The sequence below is a fragment of the Kitasatospora sp. NPDC088264 genome (genome assembly GCF_040685715.1).
GTDB lineage: Bacteria > Actinomycetota > Actinomycetes > Streptomycetales > Streptomycetaceae > Kitasatospora.
On sequence record NZ_JBFBIR010000002.1, the window covers coordinates 171,165 to 188,030 of the forward strand.

Annotated in this window: 13 protein-coding genes and 1 pseudogene; 6 read left to right on the forward strand and 8 right to left on the reverse strand. The window is 71.5% G+C overall.

Going from position 1 to position 16,866, the window contains the following annotated elements:
* Positions 1–29: 29 nt before the first annotated feature.
* From AB0O82_RS02730 to AB0O82_RS02740, 3 genes and pseudogenes are all read right to left on the reverse strand, one after another.
* Entirely contained in the window at positions 30–1,073 is a 1,044-nt protein-coding gene (locus AB0O82_RS02730) for a Yip1 family protein (protein ID WP_363579805.1), read from the reverse strand.
* Between the two features lie 267 nt (positions 1,074–1,340).
* Positions 1,341–2,414, reverse strand: a pseudogene (locus AB0O82_RS02735) (NDP-sugar synthase); the annotation flags it as partial.
* A gap of 307 nt (positions 2,415–2,721) precedes the next feature.
* Entirely contained in the window at positions 2,722–4,944 is a 2,223-nt protein-coding gene (locus tag AB0O82_RS02740) for a (Fe-S)-binding protein (RefSeq protein ID WP_363579806.1), read from the reverse strand.
* A gap of 340 nt (positions 4,945–5,284) precedes the next feature.
* Between AB0O82_RS02740 and dnaK the strand changes: the two genes are divergently transcribed.
* The 5 genes from dnaK (at position 5,285) to AB0O82_RS02765 (ending at position 10,879) form a co-directional block, all read left to right on the forward strand.
* Positions 5,285–7,117, forward strand: a complete 1,833-nt coding sequence (gene dnaK, locus AB0O82_RS02745) for a molecular chaperone DnaK (protein ID WP_350876573.1) — start codon at positions 5,285–5,287, stop codon at positions 7,115–7,117.
* On the forward strand, positions 7,114–7,749 hold the full coding sequence (gene grpE, locus AB0O82_RS02750) for a nucleotide exchange factor GrpE (RefSeq protein ID WP_063348542.1): 636 nt from the start codon (positions 7,114–7,116) through the stop codon (positions 7,747–7,749). Before dnaK ends, grpE begins: the two co-directional genes overlap by 4 nt.
* 238 nt (positions 7,750–7,987) lie before the next feature.
* Positions 7,988–9,145, forward strand: coding sequence for a molecular chaperone DnaJ (gene dnaJ / locus AB0O82_RS02755; protein ID WP_363579807.1), 1,158 nt, complete (start codon positions 7,988–7,990; stop codon positions 9,143–9,145).
* 7 nt (positions 9,146–9,152) lie between these two features.
* Positions 9,153–9,677: a helix-turn-helix domain-containing protein gene (locus tag AB0O82_RS02760; protein ID WP_363579808.1), complete on the forward strand. Its 525-nt coding sequence runs from the start codon at positions 9,153–9,155 to the stop codon at positions 9,675–9,677.
* Positions 9,678–9,871: 194 nt separating this feature from the next.
* Complete coding sequence (locus tag AB0O82_RS02765) at positions 9,872–10,879, forward strand: helix-turn-helix domain-containing protein (RefSeq protein WP_363579809.1); 1,008 nt, start codon at positions 9,872–9,874, stop codon at positions 10,877–10,879.
* A gap of 18 nt (positions 10,880–10,897) precedes the next feature.
* Here AB0O82_RS02765 and AB0O82_RS02770 read toward each other — a convergent pair whose 3' ends face one another.
* Entirely contained in the window at positions 10,898–11,074 is a 177-nt protein-coding gene (locus AB0O82_RS02770) for a hypothetical protein (protein ID WP_363579810.1), read from the reverse strand.
* A 352-nt stretch (positions 11,075–11,426) separates the two neighbouring features.
* Here AB0O82_RS02770 and AB0O82_RS02775 point away from each other — a divergent pair, with 352 nt between their 5' ends.
* Entirely contained in the window at positions 11,427–12,053 is a 627-nt protein-coding gene (locus AB0O82_RS02775) for a hypothetical protein (protein ID WP_063348539.1), read from the forward strand.
* A gap of 7 nt (positions 12,054–12,060) precedes the next feature.
* On the opposite strand, the gene AB0O82_RS02780 is transcribed toward AB0O82_RS02775, so the two are convergent.
* From AB0O82_RS02780 to AB0O82_RS02795, 4 genes are all read right to left on the reverse strand, one after another.
* On the reverse strand, positions 12,061–13,038 hold the full coding sequence (locus AB0O82_RS02780) for a helix-turn-helix domain-containing protein (protein ID WP_363579811.1): 978 nt from the start codon (positions 13,036–13,038) through the stop codon (positions 12,061–12,063).
* Positions 13,038–14,027 carry a LuxR C-terminal-related transcriptional regulator gene (locus tag AB0O82_RS02785; RefSeq protein WP_363579812.1) on the reverse strand — a complete coding sequence of 330 codons (990 nt, stop codon included), beginning with the start codon at positions 14,025–14,027 and terminating at the stop codon, positions 13,038–13,040. Before AB0O82_RS02785 ends, AB0O82_RS02780 begins: the two co-directional genes overlap by 1 nt.
* Positions 14,028–14,117: 90 nt before the next feature.
* Positions 14,118–15,107 (reverse strand): LuxR C-terminal-related transcriptional regulator, encoded by a 990-nt coding sequence (locus AB0O82_RS02790; protein ID WP_363579813.1) that lies wholly within the window; start codon positions 15,105–15,107, stop codon positions 14,118–14,120.
* Positions 15,108–15,687: 580 nt separating this feature from the next.
* On the reverse strand, positions 15,688–16,827 hold the full coding sequence (locus tag AB0O82_RS02795; RefSeq protein WP_363579814.1) for a TDT family transporter: 1,140 nt from the start codon (positions 16,825–16,827) through the stop codon (positions 15,688–15,690).
* Between the last annotated feature and the right edge of the window lie 39 nt (positions 16,828–16,866).

A 16,866-nucleotide genomic window follows, 5' to 3' on the forward strand; every position in this document is an offset into this window, starting at 1 on the left:
GATCCGTCCACCATTGTGCCCTCCGGCCGTCAGCCCAGGGTCGGCAGCTTGATCAGCACCAGCAGCGCGAGCAGTTGCACCGCCGAGGCGGCGGCCGCCTTGCCCCAGGGCAGGTCGTGCACCCGCCGGACCATGCTGGTCAGCAGGTACGCGCAGAACGCCCAGGTGGCCCATCCGGCGACCTGGACGACCGCGCTGCCCGAGGGCAGCACCAGGTCGAGCAGCAGCCGGGGCGCGTCCGTCAGCCAGCCGATCAGCGCGGCCAGGCCGACCGTCGACTTCCACGGGCCGTCCCCGCCGAGCTGGCGGGCCAGCGCGTAGGTGACGCCGCCGAAGACCGCTCCGGCCACGGCGAAGCCGATCGCGGCGGCGGCGATGCCGGTCAGCGCGACGGTGAAGGTCGAGTCGACGATGTCGTCGTGGGTCAGGCCGATGCCGAGCACCGCGAGCGCGCCGTACAGCATCGAGACGGTGAGGGCGGGCAGCCAGACCTGGTGGTCGCGGGCGCGGTCGAAGGTCGCGGTGGGGGCGCGGAAGATGCCGATGAGCAGTTCGCGCCAGTGCGGGCGGGGCCCGGCGACGTGCGGGGCGGACTGGCCGCCGGCCCGGTAGACGGTGACGTTGTCCTGGCCGTACGGCGGCTGCTGCTGCGGCCCGTAGCCGTCCTGGCCGTAGCCGTCGCCCTGCGGGTGTCCGCCCTGGTCGTAGCCCTCGGCGCCGTACCCCTCCTGTGGGTACCCGGGGTACCCGGGGTAGCCGGGGTGCCCGGGGTACTGGCCCTGGTCGTAGTACCCCTGGTGGGGCGGCTCCTGCGCGTACGGGTCGCCGGTCGGGAAGGCCCGGGTGCCGCCGGGCCGGTCGGCGGCGTACGGGTCGTAGCCGCCCTGCGGGCCCGGGGCGCCGGGGCCTCCGGGCCTGCCGTCGGGGCCGTCGGTCACGCCCCGGTGCGAGGTCGTGAAGTACTCCGGCCCGTCCGTCTGCCCGTGCCCCCCGGGCCCCGCCGGCGGCGGAGGGGGCGCCCACCCGCCGTGGGGGTCGGCGCCCTGCCCGCTGTCGTATCGATTACCAGCCACGCTCTGACGGTACCCGTCCGGCCCAATCCGCGTGGGGCCTGGACGGAGCCGGGGCCGGTTTGCAGCGAGCCTGAGACGAACGCGGCCGAAATCCCGCCGCCGACGGCGCCACCGCCGATCCGCCGACGGCGCCACTGCGACCCGCCGACGGCGCTACAGCGGCCCGGCGACAGCGCCCCGGCCCGGCGTCCGCTACCGCTGCGCGCTGACCGAGGGCCCGTGCACCGCGGCGGCCGCGGCGGTGCCGGCCGGGCAGCCGCCCGGGCCGGCCGAGGTGCGGACCGCGCCGACCGGCAGCAGGGTGCCGCAGGCGATCCGGATGCCGTTCGGCAGCTCGTTGTCGGACTCGACGATCGCGCCGTCGCCGATCACCGCGCCGTCCAGCGCCGAGCGGGCGCCGACGGTGGCGAAGGCGCCCACGATGGAGTCCTTGACCAGGGTCTCCGGGCCGACCACCGCGCCCGGCAGGATCACGCTGCCCTCGACGATCGCGCCGGCCTCGACCACCGCGTTCGCGGAGACCACGGTGCCGCCGCTGAGCACCGCGCCGGGGTGGACGGTGGCGCCGGGCAGCAGCAGGGCGTCGCCGGTCGGGCCGGGGACGGCCGGGGAGTCGACCTTGCCGAGCACCAGGTCGGCCGAGCCGCGGACGAACGCGGCCGGGGTGCCGAGGTCGAGCCAGTACGAGGTGTCGACGACGCCGCGCAGCAGCGCGCCGGTGGCCAGCAGCTCGGGGAAGGTCTCGCGTTCGACGGACACCTCGCGGCCGGCCGGGATGCGGTCGATGACGGACCGGGTGAAGACGTAGCAGCCGGCGTTGATCTGGTCGGTGACGATCTGCTCGGGCGTCTCCGGCTTCTCCAGGAACTCCAGCACCCGCCCGTTCGCGTCGGTCGGGACGAGGCCGAAGGCGCGCGGGTCCTCGACCCGGGTGAGGTGCAGGGTGACGTCGGCCCCGGCGGCCACGTGGCCGTCGCGCAGGGCGGCGATGTCGACGCCGGAGAGGATGTCGCCGTTGAAGACCAGCACGGGCTCGTCGGGGCCGCAGGTCAGCCCGGTCGCCGCGTTGCGGATCGCGCCGCCGGTGCCCAGCGGCTCGCGTTCGGTCAGGTAGACCAGCTCGATGCCGTACGGGGTGCCGTCCTGGAAGTGGTCCTCGAAGACCTCGGCCAGGTAGGAGGTGGCCAGCACGACGCGGGTGACACCGGCGGCGGCCGCGCGGGCCAGCTGGTGTGCGATGAAGGGGACGCCCGCCACCGGCAGCATGGGCTTGGGGGTGTGGGTGGTCAGCGGACGCAGTCGCGTGCCCTTACCACCGACCAGCATGATCGCCTCGGTCATGGTCTGCGCTGTTCCCCTTGTGCTCTGCGGCCCGGCCCGGCGGGCCGATACCTCCGTCGGTGGTCAGGACCCGTCCGGCCGTCCGGAACGGGTCGACCGGCGCGAGGCCGGTCTGCCGCCTACTGTATTTCCTCCCAACGGGCGGACACTCAGGCGGCCGTGCGATTGGCACCACTCCCCTACGGGTCCCGCCCCGGATCCGCCCCCGGTCCGGCCCGTCCCGGCCCCCCAAAAGCCAGGCCCGGCGGGCGCTCTCGCGGCGACCACCGGGCCGGGCAGTTGTAGCAGAACTGTCGAACAGAGGACGCTACGCGTCCACCGTCGCAGGCTCCTCGGCGGCGGCCGGCGGGGTCGCCCTCACCGAGTCGAGCAGCAGCTGGGCGACGTCGACCACCTTCAGGTGCTCCTTGGCAGCGCCCTCGTTCTTCTTGCCGTTGACCGAGTCGGAGAGCATCACCAGGCAGAACGGGCAGGCGGTGGAGACGATGTCCGGGTTGAGGGACAGCGCCTCGTCCACGCGCTCGGTGTTGATCCGCTTGCCGATGCGCTCCTCCATCCACATCCGGGCACCGCCGGCGCCGCAGCAGAAGCCGCGCTCCTTGTGCCGGTGCATCTCCTGCTGACGCAGACCGGGGACCTTGTCCATGATCTCGCGCGGCGGGCTGTAGACCTTGTTGTGGCGGCCCAGGTAGCAGGGGTCGTGGTAGGTGATCAGGCCCTCGACCGGGTTGACCGGGACGAGCTTGCCCTCGTCGATCAGGTGCTGCAGCAGCTGGGTGTGGTGGATGACCTCGAAGTGGCCGCCCAGCTGCGGGTACTCGTTGGCGATGGTGTTGAAGCAGTGCGGGCAGGTGGCGACGATCCGCTTGACCGGCGCGTCCTCCAGGGCCGCGTTCAGCGTCTCGACGTTCTGCGCGCCGAGCATCTGGAAGAGGAACTCGTTGCCCAGCCGGCGGGCGGAGTCACCGGTGCAGGACTCCTCCTTGCCGAGGATGGCGAACTTCACGCCCGCGGTGTGCAGCAGCTCGGCGAAGGCCTTGGTGGTCTTCTTGGCGCGGTCCTCCAGGGCGCCGGCGCAGCCGACCCAGTAGAGGTACTCGACCTCGGCGGGGTCGATGTCCTCGCCGATCACCGGCACCTCGATGCCGGTCTCCTTCTTGAGCTCCTTGACCCAGTCCAGGCGGGCCTTGGTGGCCATGCCCCACGGGTTGCCCTTGTTCTCCAGGTTCTTGAGCATCGTCCCGGCCTCGGTCGGGAACGAGGACTCGATCATCACCTGGTAGCGGCGCATGTCGACGATGTGGTCGATGTGCTCGATGTCCACCGGGCACTGCTCGACGCAGGCGCCGCAGGTGGTGCAGGACCACAGGACGTCCGGGTCGATGACGCCGTTCTCCTCGGCGGTGCCGATCAGCGGGCGCTCGGCCTCGGCCAAGGCGGCCGCCGGGACGTCCTTGAGCTGCTCGGCGGTGGCCTTCTCCTCGCCCTCCATGTCCTTGCCGCCACCGGCCAGCAGGTAGGGCGCCTTGCCGAAGGCGTGCTCGCGCAGGCCCATGATCAGCAGCTTCGGCGAGAGCGGCTTGCCGGTGTTCCAGGCCGGGCACTGCGACTGGCAGCGGCCGCACTCGGTGCAGGTGGAGAAGTCGAGGATGCCCTTCCAGGAGAAGTGCTCGACCTGGGAGACGCCGAACACGGCGTCGTCGGCCGGGTCCTCGAAGTCGATCGGCTGACCGCCGCTGGTCATCGGACGCAGGGCGCCGAGCGCGGTGCCGCCGTCCTCCTCGCGCTTGAAGTAGATGTTGAAGAAGCCGAGGAAGCGGTGCCAGGCCACGCCCATCGAGGGGTTGATGCCGATGGTGGTCGCCCACGCGAACGAGATGCAGATCTTCAGCATCGCGAAGAGGTAGATCAGGTTCTCCAGCGTGCCGTGCGACAGGCCGCTGAAGGCGGAGACCAGCGGGTACGAGACCAGGTGCTCGGGCCCGTACGAGTCGACGCCGTTGAGGGCGCCCTCCAGGGCGCGCAGCATCAGGATGCAGAGGCCGATGCCGAGGATCGTGTACTCGACGTAGAAGGCCTGCCAGGCGATCGAGCCGGCGAAGCGGGACTTGCGGCCGGACCGGGACGGCAGGCTGAGCAGCCGGATCACGATCAGCGTCGCGATGCCCAGCGTGGTGAGGGTGCCGACGAGCTCGACGAAGAGCTGCCAGAGCATCCAGTGGCCGATGATCGGCAGCGCGAACTCGGCGTCGAAGAGCTGGCCGAAGGCGTTGACGATGGTCAGCACCAGGCTGAAGAAGCCGACCGCGACGAACCAGTGGGCGATGCCCACGATCCCCCAGCGGTTCATCCGGGTGTGTCCGACGAACTCGACCGCGACGGTCTTCACCCGCTGGGCGGGCTGACCGAAGCGGGTGGGGTCCGGCTGGCCGGTCCGTACCACTTTGTAGATGTACAGCGCCGCACGGGCGGCGAGCGCGGTGCCGATCACGAACGTGACCAGCGAGATGACGATCGCTGCTAGCTGCATCGGCTCTCCGTCTCCTGCGGCTTGCTGTTGAGCGGTCTTTGAACGGTCTTGCGTGGAAGGGATTGTACTCGCCGGTAACTTTCCGGGCCGACGGCCCGGACATTACCGCCCACCACCAGTCCTCCAGAAGGTTCCCAAGCTATGGCGGCAGTCACGTGGCGCCACACGCGCCGCGGCCGGCGACCACGGCCACGACCAAGGCCACGGGAAGTCGCCGCGGCCGCGGGAAGGAGACCGCTCAGCAAAGTTGAGCGGTGGCGACTCATCCCTGTTGACGACACCCATCCGGTCATGCATCCTTGAGCCTGTAAAGCTCAACTCTTCCGTGGAGGTATTTACGATGGCACGCGCGGTCGGCATCGACCTCGGTACGACGAACTCGGTCGTCAGCGTTCTGGAGGGTGGCGAGCCCACCGTCATCACGAACGCCGAGGGCGCGCGGACCACGCCGTCCGTCGTCGCTTTCGCGAAGAACGGCGAGGTCCTGGTCGGCGAGGTGGCCAAGCGTCAGGCGGTCACCAACGTCGATCGCACCATTCGCTCGGTCAAGCGCCACATGGGCACCGGGTGGAAGATCAACCTGGACGGCAAGGACTTCAACCCGCAGCAGATCAGCGCCTTCGTGCTGCAGAAGCTGAAGCGGGACGCCGAGGCCTACCTGGGTGAGACCGTCACCGACGCCGTCATCACCGTTCCGGCGTACTTCTCCGACTCCGAGCGCCAGGCCACCAAGGAGGCCGGTGAGATCGCGGGCCTCAACGTCCTGCGCATCGTCAACGAGCCGACCGCGGCCGCCCTGGCCTACGGCCTCGACAAGGACGACCAGACCATCCTGGTCTTCGACCTCGGCGGCGGCACCTTCGACGTCTCCCTGCTGGAGATCGGCGACGGGGTCGTCGAGGTGAAGGCCACCAACGGTGACAACCACCTCGGTGGTGACGACTGGGACCAGAAGGTCGTCGACCACCTGGTCAAGGTCTTCCAGGCCGGCCACGGCGTCGACCTGTCCAAGGACAAGATGGCCCTGCAGCGTCTGCGCGAGGCCGCCGAGAAGGCCAAGATCGAGCTGTCCTCGTCCTCCGAGACCTCGATCAACCTGCCCTACATCACGGCCTCCGCCGAGGGCCCGCTGCACCTGGACGAGAAGCTCACCCGCGCCCAGTTCCAGCAGCTCACCTCCGACCTGCTGGAGCGCTGCAAGGTCCCGTTCCACAACGTGATCAAGGACGCCGGCATCTCGCTCTCCGAGATCGACCACGTCGTCCTGGTCGGTGGCTCGACCCGCATGCCCGCCGTCGCCGAGCTCGTCCGCGAGCTGACCGGCGGCAAGGACGCCAACAAGGGCGTCAACCCGGACGAGGTCGTCGCCATCGGCGCCGCGCTCCAGGCCGGTGTCCTCAAGGGCGAGGTCAAGGACGTCCTGCTGCTCGACGTCACCCCGCTGTCCCTCGGCATCGAGACCAAGGGCGGCATCATGACCAAGCTGATCGAGCGCAACACCACGATCCCGACCAAGCGGTCCGAGATCTTCACCACGGCCGAGGACAACCAGCCGTCCGTGCAGATCCAGGTCTACCAGGGCGAGCGCGAGATCGCGGCGTACAACAAGAAGCTGGGCATGTTCGAGCTGACCGGCCTGCCGCCGGCGCCGCGCGGCCTGCCGCAGATCGAGGTCACCTTCGACATCGACGCCAACGGCATCATGCACGTCGGCGCGAAGGACCTCGGCACCGGCAAGGAGCAGAAGATGACCGTCACCGGCGGCTCCGCGCTGCCGAAGGACGACATCGAGCGCATGATGCGCGAGGCCGAGCAGTACGCGGAGGAGGACCACAAGCGCCGCGAGTCCGTCGAGACCCGCAACTCCGCCGAGCAGCTCGTCTACTCGACCGAGAAGTTCATCGCCGACAACACCGACAAGCTCCCCGCCGACGTCAAGGCCGAGGTCGAGACCGCCATCGGCGAGCTCAAGGAGGCCCTGAAGGGCGAGGACATCGCGAAGATCCGCGAAGCCTCGGAGAAGGTCTCCACCACCGCGCAGAAGCTCGGCCAGGCGCTGTACGCCAACGCCGACGCCGCCGCCCCGGCCGGCGAGTCCACCCAGGCCAAGGACGACGACGTCGTCGACGCCGAGATCGTGGACGACGAGAAGCCCAAGGGCGGTGCGGCATGACGGACAAGCCGCAGGGCGGCAAGCCCGGCGACGACTCCGCCGCCGACGAGGCTGTGATCAAGGCCGCCGAGGAGGCCGCCGCAGCCGGCGCCGCCGACTCCGGCTCCGGTGCGGGCTCCGACGAACTCGCCACTGCCAAGCGGGAGTCGGCCGAGCGCACCGCCGACCTGCAGCGCCTGCAGGCCGAGTACCAGAACTACCGCAAGCGGGTCGAGCGCGACCGGCTGACGGTCCGCGAGATCGCGGTCTCCAACATCCTGGAGTCCCTGATCCCGGTGCTCGACGACATCGGCCGCGCCCGCGAGCACGGCGAGGTCACCGGCGGCTTCAAGTCCGTCGCCGAGTCCCTGGAGACGGTCGTCGCCAAGCTGGGCCTCCAGCAGTTCGGCAAGGAGGGCGAGCCCTTCGACCCGACCATGCACGAGGCGCTGATGCACAGCTACTCCTCGGACGTCACCGAGGACACCTGTGTGCAGATCCTCCAGCCCGGCTACCGCATCGGCGAGCGGATCATCCGCCCCGCCATGGTCGCCGTCGCGGAGCCCCAGCCGGGCACCCAGACCACGGCCGCGCCCGACGGCGAGGCGAAGTCCGGGGACGCGGACAAGTCCGACGGTGGTTCGGACAGCTGACAACCTGTGACAGCTGACAACCAGTGCGCTGCGGAGTCGTACGCCGGCCAGTACGGCGGCCGGCTCCGCAGCGCGCTGTCAACAGCGCCCGGTGAAGCGGCTGTTGACAGCGCAGCGACGATGGACATCGGGAGGTGGCGGCAGCTATGAGCAAGCGCAGCGAGCGAATCGTTGAAAAACGAATCGTTGAAAGGCGCGTGTTGCGCGGAGCGGCTGCCGAGCGGAGCGAGGTGGACGCATGAGTGGCAAGGACTACGTGGAGAAGGACTACTACAAGGTCCTCGGCGTGCCCAAGGACGCCACCGCCGCCGAGATCAAGAAGACCTACCGCAAGCTCGCGCGCGAGTTCCACCCGGACGCCAACAAGGGTGACGTCAAGGCCGAGGAACGCTTCAAGGACATCTCCGAGGCCTACGACGTCCTGTCCGACGAGAAGCGCCGCAAGGAGTACGACGAGGCCCGCAGCCTCTTCGCCAACGGCGGCTTCCGGGCCGGCGGACCCGGCCAGGGCAACGGCAGCTACAACTTCGACTTCGGCGACCTCTTCAGCGGCAGCCAGAACACCGGCAGCGGCGGGCTCGGCGACGTCTTCGGCGGGCTCTTCAACCGCGGCGGCGGCCGGCAGGCCCAGCCCCGGCGCGGCGCCGACGTCGAGACCGAGGTGACCCTCGCCTTCGACGAGGCCGTCGACGGTGCGACCGTCCCGCTGCGGATGACCAGCCAGGCCCCCTGCCGCAGCTGCAACGGCACCGGCGCCAAGTCCGGCACCACCCCGCGGGTCTGCCCGACCTGCGTCGGCGCCGGCACCGTCAGCCGCGGCCAGGGCGCGTTCGCGCTCTCCGAGCCGTGCAAGGACTGCCGCGGGCGCGGCATGATCGTCGACGACCCGTGCGTCGACTGCCACGGCAGCGGCCGGGCCAGCTCCGCCCACACCATGCAGGTCCGCATCCCGGCCGGCGTCCAGGACGCCCAGCGCATCCGGCTCAAGGGCAAGGGCGCCCAGGGCGAACGCGGCGGACAGCCCGGCGACCTCTACGTCACCGTGCACGTCGGCCCGCACCCCGTCTTCGGGCGCAAGGGGGACAACCTCACCGTCACCGTCCCCGTCACCTTCCCCGAGGCCACCCTCGGCGCCACCATCGAGGTGCCCACGCTGAACGGGCCCGCCGTGAAGCTGAAGCTGCCCCCCGGCAGCGCCAACGGCCTCACCATGCGCGCCCGCGGCAAGGGTGCCACCCGCAAGGACGGCACCCGCGGCGACCTCCTCGTCACCGTCGAGGTCGTGGTGCCGCGGCACGTCACCGGGGACGCGCTGAACGCCCTGGAGCAGTACCGCGAGGCCACCGCCTCCGACGACCCACGAGCCGCCCTGTTCCGGGCGGCGAAGGGAGCGTGACGACCAGATGATCCCCGACAGCCCCATCGGCCCCGGCATCGGTGAAGGCCTGCCCGGCATCGGCTCCGGCCTGCCCGGCGACGGCCGCCGCACCCGGCGGCCCACCGCCCCGCCGCAGTACGTCCTCACCGAGGACACCCCGGTGTACGTCATCTCCGTCGCCGCCGAGCTCTCCGGCCTGCACCCGCAGACCCTCCGCCAGTACGACCGCCTCGGTCTGGTCAGCCCCGACCGCACCGCCGGCCGGGGCCGCCGCTACTCCGCGCGCGACATCCAGCAGCTGCGCGAGGTCCAGCGGCTCTCCCAGGACGAGGGCATCAACCTGGCCGGCATCAAGCGGATCATCGAGCTGGAGAACCAGGTCACCGCGCTCCAGTCCCGCATCGGCGAACTGGTCGACTCCCTCGAAGGCGCCACCAGCGCCCTCCAGCAGCGCGAGGCCGCCGTCCACGCCTCCTACCGCCGCGACCTCGTCCCCTACCAGCCCCCCACCCAGTCCAGCGCCCTGGTCGTCTGGCGCCCCAAACGCTGAGACTTGGCTGAACACCTCCGGCCGCCGGCTCCCCTCCACCCGGGGGGTGCCGGCGGCTTGATCGTGGTGAGAGAGTGCTGTCGAACAAATCTGGCCGCCCTCACCGATGCCACCCGATCTGGCATGCTGCACTGCGATTCCGGTATTGGTGCCCGGCAGGTAGTGCAGACACGGCCACGGCAAGGAGCCCGCAGATGAGTGGACGAGAACAGCCCAGTACCGCCGCGATTGGGCCCTCCGTCCTCTCGAAAGAAGCGCGGGAGTTGTATCTGGCGGTCATCCGCGAGAACGGACGGCTTCCGAAGGACTCCGACCTCGCCAGGGCGGGCGGGGCCCAGGAGGAGTTGGTGGCCATAGGCCTTCTGGTCGCCGACACCGACGAGCCCGGTGTCCTCGTCGCGGTCGACCCCCAGCAGCTGTCCGAGAGCCTCTCCGTGACCTGGCAGCGCCAGGCGCTCGACCTGCTCACCCGCGCGTCGGCCCTCGCCACCGATCTCCACGACCTGACGGCCGCTTACCACTCACCGGAGCAGGCCGGCGGCGCGATCGAGTACGTGCGGGGGAAGGTGCTGATCAACCAGCGGGTGCAGCAGATCGTCGCCAGCGCCTCGGAGGAGATCCTCGCCGCCCAACCCGGCGGGCCGCGCCCGTCGGAGGCGCTCACCGGCATCCTCACCCGCGACCTCGAAGCCCTCCGCCTGGGCATCACGCTCAGGACGATCTACCACCCGAGCACCCGGTACCACGCTCCCACCAGGGAATACGTGGCCACGATAACCAAGGCCGGCGGGCGGTTCCGGACGCTGGAGGAGCCCTACACGCGATTGATCGTCATCGATCGCCGAATCGCGGTCATCCCCATCGCCGAGGACCTCAATCTGGCTGCCTTCGTGCACGATCGGGCCGTCATCAGCTACCTGATCAGCGAGATCTTCGAGCGGAACTGGAGCCGGGCGCTGGACTTCGACGGCGCGCGCGCCGTTCCGCAGCAGGTGGTCTCCGGGATGCGGCAGACGATCATCGACCTCATGCTCGAAGGCGTGAACCACCGGGTGATCGCCCGCAGACTCGGCATCAGTGAAAGGACGCTCGCGCGGCACCTGGCCGAGATGCGCGACGAGCACAATGTCGAGTCGCTCTTCCAACTCGGGTACGCATTGGCCAGGAACAGCGTTCCGACCGACTCCGACAGCTATCACTGACCAAGCGTCGCGGCGGTCTCAGTTCCAGATCGTGTCATTGGCCAGCGCCATGGTCTTCGGCGCTGCCGCATCGTGGGAAACCCCGATGTTCCAGATCGTGTCGTCGGCCGGACTCGAACCGCTGCTGATGAAAAGCGCCAGACCCACAACGACTGGAACCAGGACAAACCGCACCACCCGGCGTATCCGAGACATGGTGCCCCCTCTCTTTGTTTAAGACTTGACGCGGGTACCCAGCCATTGTTTCGAACAACCTGCCACATAATGCCGCAAGCCCATGCCGGAAGCCAGGGGGCCTGCTACCCCAGTGCGTCATCTCTCTGCCAGGCATCGAGATGACACCACGGCTCTGTGGACGGTGGCGACGGTCGACAGAGACGATCAGTGCACTCCCCAACCCCTCTCGCGGGAGGGGGAAGACGGGGACACCACAAACAACATGTCCATGACTAGTTCGTTTCGACCACAACGAATGCACAGCAGCATTCCGATAGTCACCACCCAACGGGGCGATCGGCCTGGTTGGCACCTATCCCCGGAGTCGACAATGAGTGAGCCCTACCTGCGAGAGCACGCCGGACAGACCCCCGAGGGCCGGCGTGCGCGTGTGTTCCTGGCCGCGCCGCTGATGCGGCTGACCGGGCCCGCGGACAGTGTGGTGACGCTCGCCAGCCGGACGCGGCTGACGACGCTCCGTACCACCCTGCTCCGCAGCGGTGCCGCCGTGTACAGCGCGCACCACAGTGATGCCTGGACCGTCGCCGGGCAGGCGCCGGAGCCCCGGGTGCCGTCCGACTTCCGGGCCCTGCAGTCCGCGGACCTCGTGTTCGCCTACGTCGGGGCGCCGCTGTCGGCCGGGGTGAGCCTGGAGCTGGGGTGGGCGTCGGCGCTGCGGAAGCCGATCGTCCTCCTCGTCGACGAGGCCATCACGCACAACCCGCTGATCGCCACCATCGAGCAGGTCGCCCCCGTCCTGCCGCTGGTCTTCGACGACACCTGGTCGCAGGAGGCCCTCAACCACACCGTGGAGACCGCGCTCGACTGGGCCGGCATGGCGCTGTCCCTGCGCGAGGGCTTCTGGACCGCCCCCGGTGAGCAGTTCAACGTCCCCCGGCAGCAGCCCCCCGTCGTCGGCCGGGCCGGCTACTGGCCGACCAGCGCCGCCACCGGCTGAACAGCGCTCACCCATCGGGCTCCCCCGTCCGGGCGCCCCGCAGCTGCCAGCCCAGCTGGAACAGCGTCTCCGCGTCGTGCAGTTCGCGCAGCCGGGCGATGTGGCCGGCCACCGTCCGCTCGCTGAGGCCGAGGCGCCCGGCGATGGCGCGCTGGGTGAGGCCCTGGGCGAGGAGCCGGCCGACCTGCTCGTGGGCCGTCGACTCGGGAGCGGACGCCTGGTCGGCGCTCCAGAGGAGGCGGCCTGAGCGGGCCCAGTCCCGTTCGAACACGGCCAGGAAATGGTCGACGGTCGCCGGATCCTCGATGAAGGTCGCGCTCCGGAGGTCGTCGGCGGACTGGAGCACGGCGATCCGGCGGTCGAAGATGTGCAGGTGGCGGAACGGCTCGGCCAGGACCCGGAAGCGGGCGCCCAGTTCGGTGCCGCGGGCGGTGTGGTCGGCGGTCGCCTGGTCCCGGACGGCGCCGGGTGCGTAGATCACCCGGATCCGGCCGCCCCGGCCGCAGAACCGGCCGATCCGTTCCAGGGCCTCCTCCAACTGGTGGGCGTGGCGGGGCCGGCCGGGCTGGGCGACGAGGATCTCCTGGCGGCAGGCCGCCTCCACCTCGGTGAACCGCCGGATGACCGCGCCGAGGCCCTGGACGTGATGCACCGTACCGGCGCGGTCGGTCGGGCGCGGGGCCGTGTCGTAGGCCTTGGTCAGGTCGTCGAGGGCCTGCGGGAGTTGGGCGGCCTGGACGAGCAGCCGGGTGCCTTCGGCCCGGAGCTCGGCACTGATCCGGTCGCCGACCGTCCGCGGGTTGACGGCGGTGCAGACGTCGGATTCGGGCCGGGCGAGCAGCAGCCCGAGCGCGAGCAGGTGTTCCAGGGCCGGTCGGTCGGCGTCGGCCACCTCGGCCCGGTCGATCCAGCCGCCGCGCCGGAGGATGCGCAGGTACAGGTCGTGTGCGGCCTGGTCGGGCCGCTCGGCGCCGCGCCCGTGCATCACGGCACCCGCCGACGGGCGGCGTCGGCCGCCGACCGGAGCTGCCAGCCGAGTTGGAAGAGCGTCTCGGCGTCGTACAGTTCGCGCAGCCGGGCGATGTGGCCGGCCACCGTGCGTTCGCTCAGGCCGAGGCGGGTGGCGATGGCGCGCTGGGTGAGGCCCTGGGCGAGGAAACGGCCGACCTGGTCGGGCAGGGAATCGGCTGGTTCGGTGGCTTCCGGGCCACGGGACCAGCGGACCCGGGCGGCGCGCTGCCAGTCGCGTTCGAAGGCGTCGGCCATGAAGTCGACCACCACCGGGTCCTCGACGAAGGCCGCGCGGCTGTTGTCGGACGCGGCGGGGATGACGGCCACCTTCCGGTCGTAGATCAGGACCCGCCGGAACGGCTCGCCCAGCACCCGGTACCGGCAGCCGATCTCGGCGGACGCGGCGGCGAAGGCGGCGGTCGCCGGGTCTGCGGCCGCCGCCGGCTCGTAGATGCCCCGGACGGTGCCGCCGCGCTCGGCGAGCCGCCGCATTCGGTCGAGGGCGTCCGGGAGCCCCTCGACGGGCCGGGCACCGCCGGGCTGGGCGGACAGCATCTCCTGCGAGCACTCGGCGTCGAGTTGGGCCAGGCGCAGGCGGATCTGTTCGAAGCCGTGCACGTACGTGACATCGACGGAGCACTCGGGGTGGCGCGGCGTGACGTCGAAGGCCTGCGCCAACTCGGCGAACCGCTCGGGTGCTTCGTCCGCCCTGGCCAGCAGTTCGCCACCCACGGAACGCAGTTCGGATCCGATCCGGCCGATGACGACACGCGGGTTCACCGCGGCGTAGGCCGCGTCCTCGACCCTCGGGACGACCAGTCCGAGGTCGAGCAACCGCCCCAGGACCGGTTCGTCAGCCGGAGTCAGGTCGGCCGCCCGGAGGATGCCGCCGTTGCCGACGACGGCGAGGTACAGCGCCCGGGCGGCGTCGTCGGGCAGGGGGGAGGTCGACGGATCGGTCATGGGGATCCCCCCGGAGCCGCCCGCCGAGGTGGACGAGGGTACGGGCGCGGGGCGGGCCGGTCGGCTGGGGCCCGCTCGGCGGGGCCGGGTTCATCGGTCATCGCGGGCGCCTCTCATCAGCCAGCCGAGTTGGAAGAGGGTCTGGGCGCCGTGGCGGTCGCGGAGGCGGGAGATGTGGGCGGCGACGGTGCGTTCGCTGAGGCCGAGGCGGGTGGCGACGGCGCGCTGGGTGAGGCCTCGGGCGAGGAGCCGGCCGACCCGGTCGGGGATGGTGCGGGTGGGGCCGAGGGCGGCGGAGGTTTCGGCGGTTTCGGCGCGGGCCCAGTCGCGCTCGAAGGCGCCGACCAGGAAGGTGATGGCGGCCGGGTCGGTGATGAAGGCGGCGGTGCTGTTGTCGTCGTTGGCGGAGATCACGGCGACGGTGCGGTCGAAGACGAGCAGCCGCTGGAACGGTTCGTCGAGGACACGGATGAGGGAGCCGTGCTGGGTGACCTCTTCGACGTAGGCGAGGGCGGGCGGGTCGGCGAGGGCGACGGGCTGGTAGATGGTGCGCAGGGAGCAGCCGCGCTGGAGCAGGTGGAGGTCCTGGAGGAGGGCGACTTGCAGGGTGCCGGCGGGGCGGTGGCCGGGTTGGGCGGCGAGGACTTCGGAGCGGCAGTCGGAGGCGAGCTGGGAGATCCGCTGGCGGATGTGGACGTGGCCCTCGACGTGGACGGCGCCGCCGGCCCGGCCGGAGGGCCGGGGCATCGCGTCGTAGGCGCGGGTGAGGCCGTCGAGGGCGCCCGGGAGGTTCTCCGCGCGGACCAGCAGCCTGGTCGCCTCGCTGCGGAGTTCGGCGCCCAGGCGGTCGGTGACGGAGCGCGGGCTGACGGCGGTGTAGCAGTGGTCCATCGGGTTGGCGATGAGCAGGCCGAGGTCGACGAGCTGCTGGAGCGCGGCCTGGCCGGTGTCCTGGGTGTCGGTGAACGGGATGCGGCCGCCCCGGGCGAGGATCGCCAGGTACAGCTGCCGGGCGGCCTCGTCGGGTTCCTCGCCCGGTGGCTGCCCGTGCTGCGGCGCGACCGCCGGTTCCGCCGTCACGTCGCACACTCCCTGCCGGATGCTTCTCCCTCGTCGCCGCGCCCGCGCCGTCGGGCGCGGGGCTCGGCGGTCACGGTACCGGGCTCGACGTCGGCCCCCGGGGCCCGGGTGCCGTCGCACTCCGGGGTGTCCTGGGGGCCGACGTCGCCACGCCCGTGCCCAGGCGCTTCCGTCGAGGCGGAGCAGCAACGCCTCGACGGCTCCGGTTCCGGGGGCCATCACCACACATGGCGCCCCGGCCGGCGCTCTTCCCCCCCGTTTCACGCGTGCGGGACGTTGCACCCGTGGTCAGTTCCGAAGAGCAAGTCGCCACCATCGGGCTGCGGTGCCCGGACGGCCTGGCGTGACTCCACCCTCACAGCGTGACGGCCGGTGAACAAGTGTCGCCCGAGTGCAGGTTCGCGCAATTGCAGCTATCTGCACGACGGGTACGGCGGGAGGGGTCGAGCGGCGGGCCGGGTTCCGGTAAAGGCCGAGGCCAGCGCGGTGCCCGGGTGGTCACCGCCCGTACGGTCGGTCGGCCGTGCGCGGTCGGGCCGCGGGTGCGGGTTCCTGCAACGGCGGCGTGCCGCGGGAGGAGTCAGGCACGCCCCAGCAGGCGTCCCCGGGCGAGCCCGGCGGCGGTCCCGCCGGCGGCGAGCACCCAGGCGGTGGCCAGCAGCAGGTAGAGCCCGGCGGCGATCGCGGTGAAGCCGCCGAACCCGGTGTGCCGGGCGAGCGCGGAGGCGCCGGTGACGCAGGTGCCGATCGGGAAGGTGTACGCCCACCAGGTCATCGCGAACGGCATGCCGGCCCGGCGGGCGCGCAGGTTGGCGGTGAGCGCGACGGCCAGCCAGAGCATCGCGACGCCGAGCACCGCGACGCCGTACAGCTCCGCGAAGGGGAGCATGGCGGGGGCCAGCGCGGGCAGCACCGGGCGGGCGGCGTCGGCGAGTTGGTGGACGGCGGTGACGGACTGGCCGAGCGGGCCGAGCACCAGGAACAGCGAGGGGGTGAGCACCAGGGTGGGCAGCTTGCTGTGGAACAGCCCGGTGAAGACCACCGGCAGCAGCACCAGGGTGGCCAGCAGGCCGATCCCGAAGAGGGCCCAGCAGGCGTACAGCATGGCCTGCTGCGGCAGCCCGGCCGGCAGGTGCGGGACGAGGGCCGGGCCGGTGGCGGAGGCGACCAGCGGGGCGACCACCGGCAGCAGCCAGGTCGGGTTGGCTTCCAGGGCGGAGACCGGGTGCCGGGTGATCATCAGGTACGGGATGCCGCCGGCGACGGCCAGCGCGTACAAGGTGCCGACGCCCCACAGCACGGCGTCGACGGCGACCGCGGGGCCAGTGCCGATCACCCGGGAGCCGAGCAGCAGGGTGCCGAGGCCGACCGAGAGCAGGGCCATCGGCGGGCAGCCGTAGAAGACGGCGGTGGCCGGGTTGTCCAGCAGCTGGGTGCGGGCGGCCTCGCGGTGCCGGGTGAGGTGGACCAGCCGGGCCGCGCCCAGCACCAGCAGGGCCGCGAGTCCGAGCGCCCACATCACCTCGCCGAAGCCGATCAGCCCGGGCGGCCGGAGCGGCAGGACGGCCGCGCCGTTGCCCAGGATCGCGGTGCCCATGACGGCGGCGTACCAGTTGGGGCCGAGCTGGGCGAGGTCGAGGCGGGCACCCAGCGAGGAACGGGAGGGGCGGGAGGAACGGGAGGGGCGGGTGAGCGGGCGGGCATCGGCCAGGGTGGACATGGTTCCACCGTGCCGCCCCGCGCCGGGCTCCGGTAGCGC

What these genes read in the sequence shown, in the direction of transcription:
- AB0O82_RS02740 (WP_363579806.1), bottom strand. Translation starts at nt 4,944, where the DNA reads ATGCAGCTAGCAGCGATCGTCATCTCGCTGGTCACGTTCGTGATCGGC.
- dnaK (WP_350876573.1), top strand. Translation starts at nt 5,285, where the DNA reads ATGGCACGCGCGGTCGGCATCGACCTCGGTACGACGAACTCGGTCGTC.
- grpE (WP_063348542.1), top strand. Translation starts at nt 7,114, where the DNA reads ATGACGGACAAGCCGCAGGGCGGCAAGCCCGGCGACGACTCCGCCGCC.
- dnaJ (WP_363579807.1), top strand. Translation starts at nt 7,988, where the DNA reads ATGAGTGGCAAGGACTACGTGGAGAAGGACTACTACAAGGTCCTCGGC.
- AB0O82_RS02760 (WP_363579808.1), top strand. Translation starts at nt 9,153, where the DNA reads ATGATCCCCGACAGCCCCATCGGCCCCGGCATCGGTGAAGGCCTGCCC.
- AB0O82_RS02765 (WP_363579809.1), top strand. Translation starts at nt 9,872, where the DNA reads ATGAGTGGACGAGAACAGCCCAGTACCGCCGCGATTGGGCCCTCCGTC.
- AB0O82_RS02770 (WP_363579810.1), bottom strand. Translation starts at nt 11,074, where the DNA reads ATGTCTCGGATACGCCGGGTGGTGCGGTTTGTCCTGGTTCCAGTCGTT.
- AB0O82_RS02775 (WP_063348539.1), top strand. Translation starts at nt 11,427, where the DNA reads ATGAGTGAGCCCTACCTGCGAGAGCACGCCGGACAGACCCCCGAGGGC.
- AB0O82_RS02780 (WP_363579811.1), bottom strand. Translation starts at nt 13,038, where the DNA reads ATGCACGGGCGCGGCGCCGAGCGGCCCGACCAGGCCGCACACGACCTG.
- AB0O82_RS02785 (WP_363579812.1), bottom strand. Translation starts at nt 14,027, where the DNA reads ATGACCGATCCGTCGACCTCCCCCCTGCCCGACGACGCCGCCCGGGCG.
- AB0O82_RS02795 (WP_363579814.1), bottom strand. Translation starts at nt 16,827, where the DNA reads ATGTCCACCCTGGCCGATGCCCGCCCGCTCACCCGCCCCTCCCGTTCC.